Raw genomic sequence first — 14249 nt, 5'->3', positions numbered from 1 at the left:
CCCCATGAATACTCGGGGTTAGCGCGCCTTCGGGGCCTTCTTCGCGGCGAGCGGCGGCCGCGGGGCGCGCGCGTTCGGCTCGATGCGCCCCGCCGGCACGTACTGGCGCGGGATGGCGGCGTAGGCCGCGAAGGTCGCGCGCTCGTCGGCCCGCATGGGCCGCCAGGTGACCTCGGGGGCGCGCCGCGAGCGCGACGTGCTCGCGGTGGTGAGCGTAGGGAGCGCCACGATCTCAGGCGAAGCCGCCTCGAAGCCGCCTCCCTTGGTGCCCGTCTCGATGGAGATGAGCCCGCCGCCGACCATGTCTTTCGTCAGCTGGCCGCGGAACTGCACCCAGGTGCGCTTGCCCAGCGTGAGGGTCTTCTCGGGGTCCTGCTTCAGAATGGCGGAGCTCCGCTGCTGGGCGTCCGCCACGGTGGCCTCGAAGCCGCCCCCGTCCTCCGGGAAGGGCCGCGGCGCGCCGGCGGCGTCGATGGACGACACCCACACGCTCACGTCGAACGGGCCCTTGCCGCCCGTGAAGCCCGCGATGAGCTGGATGCTGCGCGACTTGTCGTCGGTCGCCTTCGGGTCCTTCAAGAGCACCACGCCGCCGCCGAAGCCGGCGGGCGAGTCCGAGCGCGTGCTCACGCTCAACTCGAGCCGCGTGGAGCTCGCCGCGTAGAACGCGATGAACGTCCCGCTGCCCTGCTCGCCCTCCGCCGTGAGCCAGAATCCCGGATCGAGCAGCAGGTTCTGGGCGCGGGTCGGCGTGAGGGTGCCGGTCACCAGCGTGCGTTTAGGCGCAGGCAGCGGCACCGGCGCCGTCGACGGCGCGGGCAGCTGCGTGGCGGCGGGGGCCGGGAGGACCCCGGGGGTGTCGTCGCCGCCGCACCCCGCGAGCGGCAGCGCAGCGAGGAGCAGCGCGGTCGAGCCGAGCGAGGGGAGCGAGCGGAGGCGCGTGAAGATGCGTGCAGTGTTCATGGATGCTTCCTTCACGGGGCGGCCAGCCAGGCGCGGGAGACGTTGAGCAGAGTGTCCTCGCCGCGGAGGAGGTCCGACTGGGTCTGCGTGACGACCTGGTCGGGCTCCACGCCGTGGCCGCTCTCCCAGCGCGCCGAGCGCGCCGCCGCGTAGGTGGTGGCGAAGCGGCTGTCTTGGATCTGGATGGAGCCGCCCTGGTAGCCGGGCAGCAGCGAGGGCAGCCGGATGACCGCGCCGAAGGCGCCGGACGTGGGGTGCGGCGCGAAGATGCGGAGCTTCGACCGACCCTGCAGGAGCTTCGGCATGAAGTCGTTCGCCGACACGTCGTTCGTGTTCAGCCACGCGACCTTGCTGCGCATGCCCGGCGGGTCGGGCTGGCCCACGATCGAGAAGAAGCCGCTGATGTTGGACGCGAAGCACGAGAAGTCGTTCGAGCCGCGTTCGGTGGTGCACGCCTCGCCCGCGTTGAAGAGGGCGAGCGGATCGGGGTTGTCGTGGCCGCCCCGCCCGATGGAGACGACGCCCCAGGGCTCGGTCGGGCCGCGCATGATCCTGAAGAGCGCGTCGATCGCCGAGTAGTAGCCGCCGTGGCCCTCGCGCGTGTCCATCAGCACCGTGGCCGGCGCGCCCTGGAAGATGGCGGCCATCTTCGACTCCCAGCCTGCTCCCCCCGAGAAGCCGTCGAACTGCACCGACACCTCACCCGAGGGCCGCAGCTCGCTGTCGACCGGGTCCTCGCCCGATGACGAGGGGTTGCTCACGTTGGACACGGCGTTCTTGAAGCGCGTGGTGCACGCGACCTGCCCGCCCCCGCCGGTCTTCCCTTCGAGGATCGACTTGTAGACGAGGTCGGCGATGTCGAAGGTGATCGTCGTGCGCGCCGGCCCCGTGCAGGCCGTGGCCGAGGCGCACCGGGTGAGGGTGAAGCTCCGCGCGCGCGCGACGAGCAGCTCGGAGAGCGCGTTCGCGGTCTCCCCCCAGTCGGATCGCGGATCGTTCGGCAGCGTGCGCGCGAACGAAGGGTAGTGCTTGTCGACCCAGACCTTCGGATCCTGCCCGTCGATCGTGGTGAGCACGTCGCCCACCTTCACGCGCTCGTCCGTCGAGGCGAACAGCCCATACCCCACGCCGCCGCCGAGGAGGTCCTTGTCGACCACACCGAAGCAGCCGAGGCCGTTCGAGCTCGCGTAGGTAAGTTGAGGCCCGAAGTAGCTAAAATTCGTGGGCGAGCCGAAGGTCGTGTGGTTGTCGCGGAGCTCGTTCACGAGGCGCGTCAGGCCGCCCACGAACTGCCGCGACGACTTGGCCTCGCGCGCGAGCCGCAGGGCCTGCGGTTCGAGCTTCTCTTTGGCGATGCGGATCGAGTTGCGGTCGCCGTGGATCCGCGTGGCGATGTGAGCCCAACGCTCCGCGAGGTCCTGGCGGATCGAGGCGCTGGGGAGCGGCCCCCAGGTGACCGCCGACGGCACGCAGTGTCCGTACATGCAGTCGCCCTCGGCGCCGCAGGTGGTCTCCACGTCGTCCTGGGTGCAGGCGGTGGGCTTCGTGAGCTGGTCGTCGACCTTCCGGATCTCGAGCGCGTCGACGAGGAACGTGTCGCCCTCGGTGATGCGGCGGGGCACGAAGCCCACCGCGCGCACGCCGACCCCATATACGCTGCCGTCGATCGTGCCGGTGGAGAACTCGGCCCAGCCGTCGGACGTCTGCTTCCCCGTGCGGAGCGCGCGCACCTGGGCGAAGGGGAAACGACCCTTCTCATAAACGTCGGCGTCGGTGCGGCCGTAGGCCACGAAGAAGCTCGGCGCCGCGCCGTCGGCGCGCGACCAGAACGACACCTCGAAGCGCCCCTCCTTCACCTTCGCGAAGGTCTCGGCGTCGAAGAGCACGAGGCCCGTGTTGTTCTTGCCGAGGCGGAGGGCGCCCGCGCCCTCGATGGAGTCGCCGTCTTCCCGAGCGAAGAGCGCCTCGAGCGCCTCTGGTGTCGGCTCGGAGTACAGCAACTCGAACGCGGAGCTGCTCCACTTGGCGGTCCGCGCGCGCAACGGCTTGAGCGACGACGCGTCGTCGAGGCTCACCGAACGGAGCGTCGTGGAGCTCAGGGTGACGGCGCCCGTGCGCGCGTCGAAGGTGGCCGCGTAGGCGCTCGGTCCGGGCCCGAGCAGGGTGAGCGCGGTGGAGACCGCGGCGGCGAAGTGCGCGCGTTTCATCGCGTGCTCATACCACGTCACGGCGACCGCGGACGCCCGCGCTGGGCGTTCCAGTGGGAACGGCAGGTTTCAGTCGGAGCGAACCTCAAAGTGAGCCCCGAAGGGCGAACGTAGGTCGATCGCGACCCCGAGCCGCAGGCGAGGTGGCGTCATCAACGCGGCGTCACGCGAGCAGCGACATGAACAGGCGCTCGTGCGCCCGGGTCATCGCCTGTTCGCTGAACTTGGCGTCGAACCGCGCCCGACCCCGCGCGCGCACCGCCCGCGCGAGCTCCGGGCCTCCCGCCTTCACGCGCAGGAGCGCCTCGGCGAGCGCCTCGTCGTCCTGCGGTGGCACGAGGAAGCCGTTCTCCCCCTCGACGATGACCTCGGGGTTGCCGCCGACCGTGGTGGCGACGATGGGCACGCCGATCGCGAGCCCTTCGAGCAGCGCCAGCGGGAGGCCCTCCCAAAGCGACGAGAGCACGTAGGTGTCGAGCGCCGACACGAACTGCGGGATGTCGGAGCGATACCCCAAGAACCGCACGCGGTCGCCCAGGCCACGACGCGCGAGATCGGCCTCGAGCTCCGCGCGGAGCGGGCCGTCGCCGGCGATCGCGAAGCGCACCTTGGGGTCCTTCGCGAGCACGCGCTCCGCCGCCCCGAGCAGGTGCACGATGCCCTTCTGCTTCGAGAGCACCACGGCCGTACCCACGAGGTGTTCGTCGGGGCCTACGCCGAGCTCCGCGCGAATGCGCGCGATCGCGCCCTCGTCGCGAGTGAAGCGCCGGCCGTCGATGCCGTTGTGAATGACCGACACGTTCTTCGTGAGGCCGACGCGCCGCGAGAGGGTGCGCTGGAGGTCTTCGGAGACCGCCACCACGCGGTCCGCGAGCTTGACGTAGTAGCCGAAGCGCCTCGCGTGGGTCTCGCTCGCGCTGTAGATCTGGTTGTGCTCGGAGTAGACCAGCTTCGGTCGCGGGAGCACGAGCCGCGCGGCGACGCCGGAGAACACGAGCGGGGCGAGGTTGTGCGCGTGGACGATGCGGATGTCGCGCTCGAAGAAGAAGCGCGCCATGCGGGTGAGCACGGTGGGGTCGAAGGAGAACGGGCCGATCTTGCGGGCCCTGGACTTGTCGAGCACGAGCATGTGGTCGGCGGGCAGCGGTACGTCGTCGAACAGCTTCCCGCGCCCGTCGACGCACACCGCGAAGGGCTCGAACTTGGCGCGGTCGAGCGTGCGGATGAGGCTCAGCACGACCTTCTCGAGGCCTCCGACGTCGAAGTTGTTCACGACGAACGCAACGGGCACGACCATGGAAAGACTCCTCACGTCACGTCTGCGGGGGAAGCGCGGCCATCCAAACGAGTCGCCCAGTCCTCTGGGGAGCCGCAGTGAAGACACGGACTAGATGTCGAGCTCGCCGTCGAACATCGACCAGCTCTCGATGTCGAGCGCCGCCGTCCGCAGCTCGGAGGGAGCGGCGTCGAGCACTTGCGCCATCAGGAAGCGCCCGTTGGGTCGGGCGACGAAGCCGTGGCGCTCGAGGCGGGGAGCCAGCGCCTTCGTGCCCACGTGGGCGATGCAGATGGCCTTGTGCCCCTCGCCCCGCATCGCGCTCGCGAACGCCGCGAGGAGGGGGTCTTGGTGCACCACCGCGCTCTCGACGAAGAGATCGGCGACGTTCACCCACCCGTTCTGGAGGGTGTACACGACGAAGCCGACCACCTGCCCGCTGCTGCGCGAGGCGGCGGAGAAGAAGCGGTAGCGCGCCGTCGTGAAGTCGGCGTAGCGCCAGTTGAGGTAGGCCGCGTCGCGGGGCTGCTCGATCGCGACCTGGCCGCGCGCGCGCTCCCAGAGCGCGTCGTAGCGCGCGTCGACCCGGGACGAGTCCTCGAACAGGAGGTCGAAGCCGAGCCCGTAGCGCGCGACGCGCTCGGCGGCGCCTACGGCGAGGTCCGCGAGCACGCCACCCACGGCGGTGATCGACTCGAGCGCGGGGCCCTCCAAGTACGGCGCGAGCGCCGGGGCCCGCCTCTCGACCTGGGGCTTGATGAGCCGCTCGAGGTAGGCCCCCGCGCGGAGCGGCTTGATGTAGTCGCTCGCCTCGCCGACGACCTTATAGCCAATGCGCTTGAAGATGGGAGTCGACGCCTTGTTGGGGTATCCGTAGAGCAGCGCCGTGCTCTCCTCCTTGGCTGCCTGGGCGATCGTGCGCTGCACGGTCACAGCGGCGCCGGCGGCGCGGTGAGCGCGCTTCACCGCGAAGTCGGAGAGCACCCCCGCGCGCACTTCGTGGGCACCGAACACCACCCGCCGCGGGTAAGCCGAGGCGCAGCCGATGAGGCCGTCTTTGTCGTCGTTCACGAGGAACGTGCGCGAGGGGCCCGCCGGGTTCTCGCCATAGAGCCAGGTGACGCGGCGCTCCTTCGCGGTCGCGATGCCGGGATCGGAGAGGTTCTCCTCCCAGAGGGCGGTGAGAACGTCTCGTTGCGTGTCGAGATCGAGTGGCTGCGCGACGTAGGCCATCGGGAGGAGGTCCTCGCTTCGGGGTTCGGGTTCTGTGGGGATCGCGGCGGCGCGGTGCGCGGTGCGGGGTGCGCGCAGAGAGGTCTTCGCGGGGCTCAGTCGGAGAGGCCGGCGCGGCGCACCGCCCGGTTGAGCAGCTCGGGGAACGCCTCGGCGGCCTTCGTGTTTCCTTCCGACGAGGGGTGCTCGTCGGTGCCGTCGCCCGTGGGGTAGAGCGTGAGATCGGAGCGCCCCTGGCCCGTGAGCACGTCGTAGTAGTCGAACGCGGCGACGTTCTTCAGGGGGTAGTCTTTGAGCCATCCGTCGCTGGCGACGACCCACTGGTTGAGCTCGCGGGCGAGCTGCCCGCGCTCGCGCGCCGCTTCGGCCGCGGTGGGCTTCCCCGTGAGCTTCTTCAGGACCACCTTGAAGGCTCGTTCGCTGCCGGGCGGCGCGTTCGGCGGCGCGGTCACGTACACGAAGAGCGTGTCGGGGTGCTTCTTGAAGTCGTCGAGGAGCGCGCGGAGCGTCGCCTTCGCGTTCACCACGGTGAGCTCGGGGCCGGCGGGGTCGCCCGGACCCTCGCCGCGGGTCACGAAGCGGTTGTTCGGGTAGCAGGACTTGAACATGACCACGTCGTGCTTCTTGCCCGCCGCGAGGAACCGGTCGTTTTCATCGACCGTGAGGACCTTCTCCATCTTCTGCGAGAACTTGGGCTTCCAGTCGAAGAGGTCTGTTTTATCGCCGACCTCGCTCCCGTAGGAGGCCTCGTGCACCTCGTAGCCCATTCCGGTCAGGCGCTTGCGTAAGCCGCCGCCGTTCGGGTGGGTCTCGAGGATGCAGTTCGCGCGCTCGTTCTCGGCGCCCTTGTCGGCGAAGAGCTGCCCGCCCGACGAGTGGTGCACGAAGAGGAGACGCAGCGGCCTGGCCGGCTTCGCGCCGGAGAACGAGGAGAGATCCATTCGGGGCACCTTCGTCGCGCTGCTGGGCGGAAGCTCGGACTTGATGGGCATCATGAGGCCCCCGAGGCCGAGCGCGACCACGCCGAGCGCGAGCCACATCGCCCTGGGCTTGCCGGGCGGTGTGGCCGCGCCGCTCGCCGTGCTCGCCTCGGTCGCCGTGCTCGCCTTTCCCACCATGCGCGAGAGGGTAGCAGACGGCGGCCGGGCCTCGAAAGGGCGCCGTGCGCCGCGGCTGGGCGCCTGGTCGAATTAGACCGTCTCGCGTCTTGCGGGAAGGCGCCATTGGCGGCTGCAGCTCGACCGTGCATGATGCAAGTGCTCGGCGTGGACCGAGGGGGCGCGTGGTGCCGCGGTCAGGCTGCGGCGCCAACGCGAAGGAGAGGGGAGGGCCCATGAGTCGAGCGCCCGCACCAGGGACGATCGTCGCGCGGAAGTATCGAGTCGAAGGCGCCCTCAGCTCTGGGGGCGAGGGGCAGGGCGAGGGGCAGGGCGAGGGGCAGGGCGAGGGGTGCGCGGTCGTGGCCATGCACCTGCACCTCGATCAGCGCGTGGCGTTGAAGCTGCCGCGCCCCGCGGGGCTCGACGGCGACAACGCTCCGTCGCGGTTCGCACGCGAGGCGCGCACCGCCGCGCGGTTGAGGGGCGACCACACCGTGCAGCTGCTCGACGTCGAGCAGCTCGACGACGGGCGCCCTCTCCTCGTCTTCGAATACCTGACGGGGCACGATCTCGCCACCGTAGCGCAGGCGCGTGGGCCGCTCCCCGTCGAGGAGGCGCTGCGCTACGCGCTCGAGACCTGCGAGGCGCTGGCCGAGGCGCACGGGGCGCGTGTGGTGCACGGCAGCCTGCGGCTCCGCCGCCTCTTCCTTGCCGAGCGGCCGGGGAAGCGCCCGCGAGTGAAAGTGCTCGGCTTCGGCGCGGCGAGCGCCGATGGTCTCTCGTGCAGCGCGGCGCGGTCCGGTGCCTACCGCTCTCCCGAGCAGCTCATCTCGCCCATGCACGTGGACGCGAGGACCGACCAGTGGGGGCTCGGCGCCGCGCTCTACGAGCTGCTCGCGGGCGCGCGACCGTTCGACGGCGCGTCGACCGCGCACATGCTCTCCGCGGTGCTCATGGGGGCCCCTCGGCGGTTGCGAGAGGTTCGCCCGGAGGTTCCCCACGGCCTGGACGACGTGGTGTTGCGCTGTCTGCGCTCGACGCCGGCCGACCGCTTCTCGGACATCGCGGTGCTCGCCGCCGCGCTCGCGCCGTTCGCCGCGCAGAGCGACCGAAGCAGCGCGGGCGTCGCCGCGCGGTTGCTCGACAACGCGGCCGCCTCGACGGCGCCCACGCTCCCGCCCCCCGCGGACGGCGCGAGCGCCGCGACCGCCGCAAACACGGAGAACGGCGCAAGCGGGTCGACGCCGGGGCGCAGGTCGGTCCCGCCCGCCGCCTCGGCGTCGAGGCGGCCCGATCCGCGCGAGGAGCCAACCCCTGAGGGACTGCTGCGCGAGGCGCTCGTCGAGTCGCTTCGACCTGCGCCGCGCTCGCAGACCTCGGGCTCCGACCGCCCGGGGCGCGCGGGCCTGACCGAGGTGCACAGGAAGCCCGACGGCCCCCGCGACCCTCGCCGCGAAGCGGAGTGACGCGACGTAACATCAGACCTATCATCGCGGCTCGACACCCGCGGAGGTGAGCCGGGCAATGGCCCCGTTACCGTCAGCGCGGCGCGATCTCGAGCAACGCGGCGACCAGGGCCGCCCGCCCGACGACGCCGGCCTTGTCGAACACCGCCGTGAGGTGGTGCTCGACCGTGCGCCCCGCGATCCCGATGGACGCCGCGACCTCCTCGGTGGCGAGGCCACGCGCGACGTGCGCCAGCACCTCGGCCTGCCGGCGGGTGAGCCCCCACTGCACCGTCGCCGCCGCGATCCGCCCGGAGGCGCCGGCGCGTCCAACCTGCGCGCCGGACTCGAGCACGGCGAGGTAGCCGAGCGGCTCCTCGTTCGGCGCGCCGAAGGGCCGCCGGAGGCGCGTGACCCGGAACTCGAAGGCGCTCGGGCGCTGGAGCGCGACGTCGCGCAGCGCAGCGACGACGGCCTGACGGTCCGCGGCGTCCATGGCCCGCGCGGCCCCGTTCGCCTCGTGCAGTCGGCCAGCGCGATCGGTGACGAACGCGGGCGCTCCGAGGGCGTCCAGCGCGGCCTGCAGCGCGCTCGCGTCGCGTTCGTGGTTCAGGTCGTCCATGTCTCTCTCCGATCGTTCGGCCGACGGAGGCGACGGCGTCGCCTCGTGGCTTGTTCGCGCGGGCGAGGCACCCCTCCGCTTCGTCGAACGCGGCGAGCGAGGCGCGCCGTGGCTCCGTCGCAAAGTCATGATTCGCGCTCCTGCGACATGGACGCACTTCAGCAAGGTTCGTGCCGGTCGTAGCGACACGCCCCGCGGCGGACCGCCGCGATACGAAGCGTGCGCGCACCGAGACACCGCACAGGTCGCACGGGCCGCACAGGTGTCGCGCTCGCTGCACAGGTGTCGCGCTCGTTGCACAGGTGTCGCGCTCGTTGCACACGTCGGCGCTCCTGGGCACACGGGCACGCTCGATACGGGCCGCGACGTGCTGGTGCGGCGAGGTCTCGTGAGCCTCGAGCTCGGTCGATGTGGGGGCCGCGGTGAGCGAGGCTCGTGTCGGCGGCGCCTTTGGGCCATGGCGCCGGCCTTCGAAGAGCGTTACTTTGGGTGCGGATGGGCCTCAACGTGGCCAGGGTGGTGCTGGAGGGAGAGCTCGGGGACGTCGCGTTGCCCGAGTTGGTCCAGCTTTTCTGCGCGGCGCGGAACAGCCGCGAGATCGACGTCACCTTCGACGGCGCTCAGGTCGGGCGCCTCGTCGTGCACGGCGGGCGCGTCGTACGGTGCGTCGCCTTTGGTCGCGTAGGCCTCGAGGCGTTCTTCCAGCTCATGCAGCAGCGCCACGGGCGGTACACCGTGCGCGTCGTGAGCGAGCGCTCGACGGGCTCCATCCACCCGAGCCTCGCCGAGGCGACCTGGGAGTCGCTCCTCATCGAGGCTGCGCGGCGGCAGGACGCCGAGCTCGGCGGTGGCGACGAAGATCTCGACGCCGCGCTCGGCGGGTTTGACGCGTTCGACGCGTTCGTCGAGAACGCGCAGCGCGGGCCGAGCGCGAGCGGCGACCACGCCGGCTTGTTGCCCCCGCCCATGGACGCGACCCCGCACGTGTCGCTGCCGCCGGTCGTCCCGCGCGCCGCCCCCGCGGCGGCTCGGCGGCGCGACAGCCACCGCACGCTCCCCTCGATGCGGCGCCCGACGCAGGAGGAAGCGCGGCGACGCGACAGCTCTTCTCTCCGCGCCACGTCTGCGCCCCCTCCGCCCGAGTCCCTCGCGGTGCCCGCCGCCGTCGAGGAGCGCACCGAGTGGGAGGCGCCGAAACCCCGCCGCCGCACGTCGGTGCCGCCCGTCGCGGCGCCCGTCGCGCACGCCGCGTCCCATGAGCGTGCTCCGTTCGGCTCCGAGTGGGAGCCTCTGGCCTCCCGACCCTCCAGCCGTGCGCCCCGCCTGGAAGACGGCCGAATCCTCTCCGATCGGGCTGCTGCGCCGTCCGCGCCGCTCGAGTCGCACTCCCTGCGGGCGAGGGCCTCCGAGCCCCCCGCGTCTGGGCGGACGCTCGATGACTTCGCGTACGAGCCGCCCGGCGCTGTCGTCGATGACGCGGCGCGCACGCAAGTGCAGAAGCGACGGCCCCTCCCCGAACCACCAGGCTCCGCGCGCGTCGCGCCCTCGCCTCCGCCCCGAGTCCCGGCGTTCGGCACGCCCCTCGCGCCGCCGCGCCAAGGGGCGCCGGTGAGCGGACCGGCCCCGCACGCGCCCGCGCACGCCCCCCCGCTCGGGGCGCCGCCCCCGCCGCCCGCCTCGAGCGGCTCGCTCCCGTCGCAGAGCGCGACCATCCTCCGCGAGCGCGCCACCGAGGCATACCTGCGCCGGGACCTCCACCAGGCGCTCAGGCTCTTCGAGGAGTCGCTCGCGCTCGCCCCGGCCGACGAGCGCTCGAAGGCGAACGTCGCGCGCATCAAGGCGAAGCTCGGCCTCCGCTGAAGGGCCGTCCGTTCGTCCTCGAGGCGACTCGGCATGGCAGGTGCTGCGCGCCGAGTCCCTTCCACGCGGCCGCCGCCCCGTGGTATGCCGCCCGATGCCCCAAGAGAGACCCGCACCCGTCGACCACGCCCGCTGGGAGGCCGTGGATGAGGCCGTCGAGCTGCTCCACGAGGAGCGTTTTCGCGAGGCGCTTGGCCTCCTCCGCGACGTCGTGAAGGCCGACGCCAAGAACGCCTACGCCTACTTCTTCATGGGCCAGGCGCTCTACGAGTGTGGCGAGGTGGCCGCCTCGCGGGACGCCTACCGTGCGTGCGTGCTCGTCGCGCCGGAGCACCTCGGCGCCCACGTCGCGCTCTGCCACGTCCTGCGTCAGCTCGGCGAGGTCAAGGAGGCGATCGCCGAGGGCAACCGGGCGCTCGACCAGGCGCCTGGCGACGCCGACGCGCTCTACGCGCTCGGCATGGCGCACCTCGCGCGGGGCGACGACGCTGCGGCGCGGCGGCACCTCGAGGCGTTCCTCGAAGCGGGCGCCGAGTTCGAGGTCGCGACCGAGGTGCGGGCCGTCTTGGCCGACATGGCCACCGGAAAGCGCAAGTAGCGCCCGCAAGAAAACGACGTGGCCGCCGCCCGCGAGGCGGGCGGCGACCACGCAAGGTAGCGTCGCGATGGTTACTTCGCGGCGGGGGCGGCCTGCTCGCAGTTCTCGAAGCGGAACTGGGCCTCGGTCTCGCACTTCTTCTCGCCGTTGTCGGTGCTCACGGCCTTCGGGCAGATGACCTTCGCCCACACGCGACCGGAGGCGACGCCCGCGTTCGCGTTGACGTCGTAGGTGGCCACGCAGTCCTTCTGCTCGAAGCGCCCGAAGTCCCGGCGGCTGAAGATGACGGTGATGTTCTGCTGGGGCACGCGGGCCGACGCGAACAAGCCGGTGATGCTGACCGTACCCGCTTCTGCGCCGGACACCGTCGCCGACGCGTTCACCCGGAAGCCCTCGCCCTCGGCGAGGACGCTGCACGCGACCGTGACTGTGCCGCTGCCCTCGGTCTGATCGGTCTCGACCGGCCGCGGCGCGGTGCCGACGCCTCCGAAGTTGCCGATCGTGATCCACTCCCGGGACGAGATGCCGCACACCTGCTGGCCGTTGGTGCCAGGGCGAATCTGCGAGTCGATGATGACCCGAGGAATGGCCGGCACCGGATCGGAGCACGCCACCAGGAGCCCCAGCGGGACGGTGAGCGCGAGGCAGGACCGAATGAGCGAACGAGCAGCTGGGCGCATGGATGGTTCTCCTGAGACCTTGGCAGAAGCAAGCGAGCGAAGCGAAGCGGTGGTCGGACCTCGCGGAACGACGGGTGGCGGTAACGTGCCAGAACGACGACGGTTGTCCGCGACCTGGCCTAGAGCTGTAAGGGCGACTTTAGCTCCATTCGGGGCGGGGCACCAAACGTCCGGTGCGCCCGGCGGCGCTCAGGCGGCCGCGGCGGCGTGGAACCCGCGCTCGAGGTCGGCCTGCAGGTCGCCGATGTCCTCCAGGCCACAGGAGAGGCGGATCAGGCCGTCGCCGATGCCGAGCGCGTCGCGCGCGTCCTTTGGGACGCTCGCGTGGGTCATGATGGCCGGGTGCTCGGCGAGCGACTCGACGCCGCCTAGGCTCTCCGCGCAGACGAAGATCTCGAGCGCCTTGAGGAAGGCCGTGGCGGCGGGCAGGCCACCTCGGAGGTCCAGGCTCATCATGCCGCCGAACCCTCTCATCTGCCGGGTCGCGATCTTGTGTCCGGGGTGGGACGGAAGGCCCGGGTAGTGCACGCGGCGCACCTGGGGGTGCGCCTCCAAGAAGCGGGAGAGGGTCTCCGCAGCCCGCACGTGCTGTCGCATGCGGACGCCAAGGGTCTTCAGGCCGCGCAGCACGAGGTAGCAGTCGAACGGGCTCGGAACGGCCCCCACCGACTTCTGGAGGAAGCGGAGGCGGTCCGCCGTGGCGTCGTCGCTCGTCATGACGGCGCCGCCGACGACGTCGGAGTGGCCATTCAGGTACTTGGTGGTCGAGTGCACGACCACCGTGGCGCCCAGCGCGAGCGGGCTCTGGAGGGCCGGCGTCGCGAACGTGTTGTCGACCGCGAGGGTGAGCGACGAGGCGCGCGCGATGTCCGCGATGGCGGCGATGTCGAAGATCTTCAGCATCGGGTTCGAGGGGGTCTCGAGCCAGATCATCTTCGTGTTGGGGCGTACGGCCGCGCGCACGCGGGCGGGGTCGGCCATGTCGAGGAACGTGGCCTCGACGCCGAACTGCTTCAGGACTCTGTCGAAAATGCGGAACGTGCCGCCGTACACGTCGTCGCACACGAGCACGTGATCGCCGCTCTTCAGGGTGAGCAAGAGCGTGGTGGCCGCGCCGCAGCCCGAGCCGAAGGCGAGACCGTGCTTCGCGCCCTCGAGGGCGGCGAGGCAGCCCTCGAGCGCCGTGCGCGTGGGGTTGCCGGCGCGGGAGTAGTCGTAGTCCTTGTGGCCGCCTGGGCCGTCTTGGGCGAACGTGCTCGCGAGCACGATGGGCGTCATCACGGCGCCGTGGATCGGGTCGGGCGCCTGGCCCGCGTGGATGCACAGCGTGTCGAATTTCGTCTCGAGCTTCGTGTAGAACTTCGCGCCTGCCGAGCTCATGCGCTTCGACTACCACGAAGGCGCTCGCCGAGGAGAACACTCGCTTCGCCCGCGATGTCGGCCGCCGAAGGCCTCGCGCCGGGCTCCGTCGCGAGCGCGCGCGCGAGCCAGGGGCCGAGCGCGGGCGCGGCTCGCTCGAGCGCGTGGACGAGGGCAGGGGCGACGGGCTCCTCGGCGGCCTCGACGAGCCCCATCGGCAGCGAGCTCGAGCGCCGCGGCGGTAGGCCCGTGACCACGTGGAGCAGGCACGCCGCCGCACCGAACACGTCGCTCGCGTAGTTGGCGGCCTCGCCGCGCGCGAGCTCTGGGGCGGCGTAGAGCACGGTGCCCCGGAAGTCCCCCGCGGTCGGCGCGCGCGCGCTCGCGTCCGCGGGGAAGCGCGCGAGCGCGAAGTCGATGAGCGTGACGTCGGCGCCGCGCACGAGCACGTTCGAGGGGCTCACGTCGCCGTGGGCCACTCCCGCGGCGTGCACGACCGCGAGGGCGCGGAGGACGTGGGCGATCGTCGCCTCGGGGTCGGTCGCGCCGGCTGGCCCCGACGGCGCGAGGGGGACGCCCGGCGCCAGCGTGGTCACGAGGTAAGGGCCCCGTGGGTCGTCGCCCGACGCCACCACGGTCGGCGCGGCGGCGCCCGCGAGCCTCTCGAGGGCTCGCGCCTCCGTTTCGAGCAGCGCGGCCGCTGCCCCGTCGCCCGCGAACCTGGGCGTGGGGCGCTTGCACACGAAGACCTCGTCGCCCCGGGCGACGCGAAAGACGACGAAGAAGCGCCCCGCGTGCAGCGGCCCATCGATCGAGTACCCGTCGGGGCTGTGGAGGTGAGTCATGGCCGCATGACGTATGGTCGAGCTCGCTCGCCTGCGGAGGGGCGCGTTTTCGCTGGCCCTC

Annotated in this window: 12 protein-coding genes; 3 read left to right on the top strand and 9 right to left on the bottom strand. The window is 71.9% G+C overall.

Annotated features, from left to right (window positions below; all coding sequences use genetic code 11):
* Positions 1 to 18: 18 nt before the first annotated feature.
* The 5 genes from IPQ09_00360 to IPQ09_00340 form a co-directional block, all read right to left on the bottom strand.
* Positions 19 to 963, bottom strand: a complete 945-nt coding sequence (locus tag IPQ09_00360) for a hypothetical protein (protein ID MBL0192672.1) — start codon at positions 961 to 963, stop codon at positions 19 to 21.
* 11 nt (positions 964 to 974) lie between these two features.
* Positions 975 to 3170, bottom strand: coding sequence for a hypothetical protein (locus IPQ09_00355; GenBank protein MBL0192671.1), 2196 nt, complete (start codon positions 3168 to 3170; stop codon positions 975 to 977).
* Between the two features lie 163 nt (positions 3171 to 3333).
* Complete coding sequence (locus IPQ09_00350) at positions 3334 to 4467, bottom strand: glycosyltransferase (protein MBL0192670.1); 1134 nt, start codon at positions 4465 to 4467, stop codon at positions 3334 to 3336.
* 90 nt (positions 4468 to 4557) lie between these two features.
* Complete coding sequence (locus IPQ09_00345; protein MBL0192669.1) at positions 4558 to 5679, bottom strand: GNAT family N-acetyltransferase; 1122 nt, start codon at positions 5677 to 5679, stop codon at positions 4558 to 4560.
* A 95-nt stretch (positions 5680 to 5774) separates the two neighbouring features.
* Positions 5775 to 6719, bottom strand: a complete 945-nt coding sequence (locus IPQ09_00340) for a hypothetical protein (protein MBL0192668.1) — start codon at positions 6717 to 6719, stop codon at positions 5775 to 5777.
* A gap of 293 nt (positions 6720 to 7012) precedes the next feature.
* Here IPQ09_00340 and IPQ09_00335 point away from each other — a divergent pair, with 293 nt between their 5' ends.
* A complete protein-coding gene (locus tag IPQ09_00335; protein ID MBL0192667.1) occupies positions 7013 to 8245 on the top strand; it encodes a serine/threonine protein kinase in 1233 nt (410 codons plus the stop codon).
* A gap of 73 nt (positions 8246 to 8318) precedes the next feature.
* Here the strand turns inward: IPQ09_00335 and IPQ09_00330 are convergent, their stop codons facing one another.
* On the bottom strand, positions 8319 to 8846 hold the full coding sequence (locus IPQ09_00330) for a helix-turn-helix transcriptional regulator (protein MBL0192666.1): 528 nt from the start codon (positions 8844 to 8846) through the stop codon (positions 8319 to 8321).
* Between the two features lie 495 nt (positions 8847 to 9341).
* On the opposite strand from IPQ09_00330, the gene IPQ09_00325 reads away from it, so the two are divergent.
* Complete coding sequence (locus IPQ09_00325; protein ID MBL0192665.1) at positions 9342 to 10706, top strand: DUF4388 domain-containing protein; 1365 nt, start codon at positions 9342 to 9344, stop codon at positions 10704 to 10706.
* Between the two features lie 94 nt (positions 10707 to 10800).
* Positions 10801 to 11304, top strand: a complete 504-nt coding sequence (locus IPQ09_00320) for a tetratricopeptide repeat protein (GenBank protein ID MBL0192664.1) — start codon at positions 10801 to 10803, stop codon at positions 11302 to 11304.
* A 71-nt stretch (positions 11305 to 11375) separates the two neighbouring features.
* Here IPQ09_00320 and IPQ09_00315 read toward each other — a convergent pair whose 3' ends face one another.
* From IPQ09_00315 to IPQ09_00305, 3 genes are all read right to left on the bottom strand, one after another.
* Positions 11376 to 11984: a hypothetical protein gene (locus IPQ09_00315; protein MBL0192663.1), complete on the bottom strand. Its 609-nt coding sequence runs from the start codon at positions 11982 to 11984 to the stop codon at positions 11376 to 11378.
* Positions 11985 to 12173: 189 nt separating this feature from the next.
* On the bottom strand, positions 12174 to 13364 hold the full coding sequence (locus IPQ09_00310) for a cystathionine gamma-synthase (GenBank protein ID MBL0192662.1): 1191 nt from the start codon (positions 13362 to 13364) through the stop codon (positions 12174 to 12176).
* Positions 13361 to 14188, bottom strand: a complete 828-nt coding sequence (locus IPQ09_00305) for a protein kinase (protein MBL0192661.1) — start codon at positions 14186 to 14188, stop codon at positions 13361 to 13363. Before IPQ09_00305 ends, IPQ09_00310 begins: the two co-directional genes overlap by 4 nt.
* Positions 14189 to 14249: the final 61 nt, after the last annotated feature.

It is taken from the genome of Myxococcales bacterium, assembly GCA_016720545.1.
Taxonomy (GTDB): domain Bacteria; phylum Myxococcota_A; class Polyangia; order Polyangiales; family Polyangiaceae; genus JAAFHV01.
This window is presented reverse-complemented; position numbering and strand designations above follow the sequence as displayed.

Coding starts and splice junctions, on each gene's coding strand:
- IPQ09_00360 (MBL0192672.1), bottom strand. CDS start 963: ATGAACACTGCACGCATCTTCACGCGCCTCCGCTCGCTCCCCTCGCTC.
- IPQ09_00355 (MBL0192671.1), bottom strand. CDS start 3,170: ATGAAACGCGCGCACTTCGCCGCCGCGGTCTCCACCGCGCTCACCCTG.
- IPQ09_00350 (MBL0192670.1), bottom strand. CDS start 4,467: ATGGTCGTGCCCGTTGCGTTCGTCGTGAACAACTTCGACGTCGGAGGC.
- IPQ09_00345 (MBL0192669.1), bottom strand. CDS start 5,679: ATGGCCTACGTCGCGCAGCCACTCGATCTCGACACGCAACGAGACGTT.
- IPQ09_00340 (MBL0192668.1), bottom strand. CDS start 6,719: ATGTGGCTCGCGCTCGGCGTGGTCGCGCTCGGCCTCGGGGGCCTCATG.
- IPQ09_00335 (MBL0192667.1), top strand. CDS start 7,013: ATGAGTCGAGCGCCCGCACCAGGGACGATCGTCGCGCGGAAGTATCGA.
- IPQ09_00330 (MBL0192666.1), bottom strand. CDS start 8,846: ATGGACGACCTGAACCACGAACGCGACGCGAGCGCGCTGCAGGCCGCG.
- IPQ09_00325 (MBL0192665.1), top strand. CDS start 9,342: ATGGGCCTCAACGTGGCCAGGGTGGTGCTGGAGGGAGAGCTCGGGGAC.
- IPQ09_00320 (MBL0192664.1), top strand. CDS start 10,801: ATGCCCCAAGAGAGACCCGCACCCGTCGACCACGCCCGCTGGGAGGCC.
- IPQ09_00315 (MBL0192663.1), bottom strand. CDS start 11,984: ATGCGCCCAGCTGCTCGTTCGCTCATTCGGTCCTGCCTCGCGCTCACC.
- IPQ09_00310 (MBL0192662.1), bottom strand. CDS start 13,364: ATGAGCTCGGCAGGCGCGAAGTTCTACACGAAGCTCGAGACGAAATTC.
- IPQ09_00305 (MBL0192661.1), bottom strand. CDS start 14,188: ATGACTCACCTCCACAGCCCCGACGGGTACTCGATCGATGGGCCGCTG.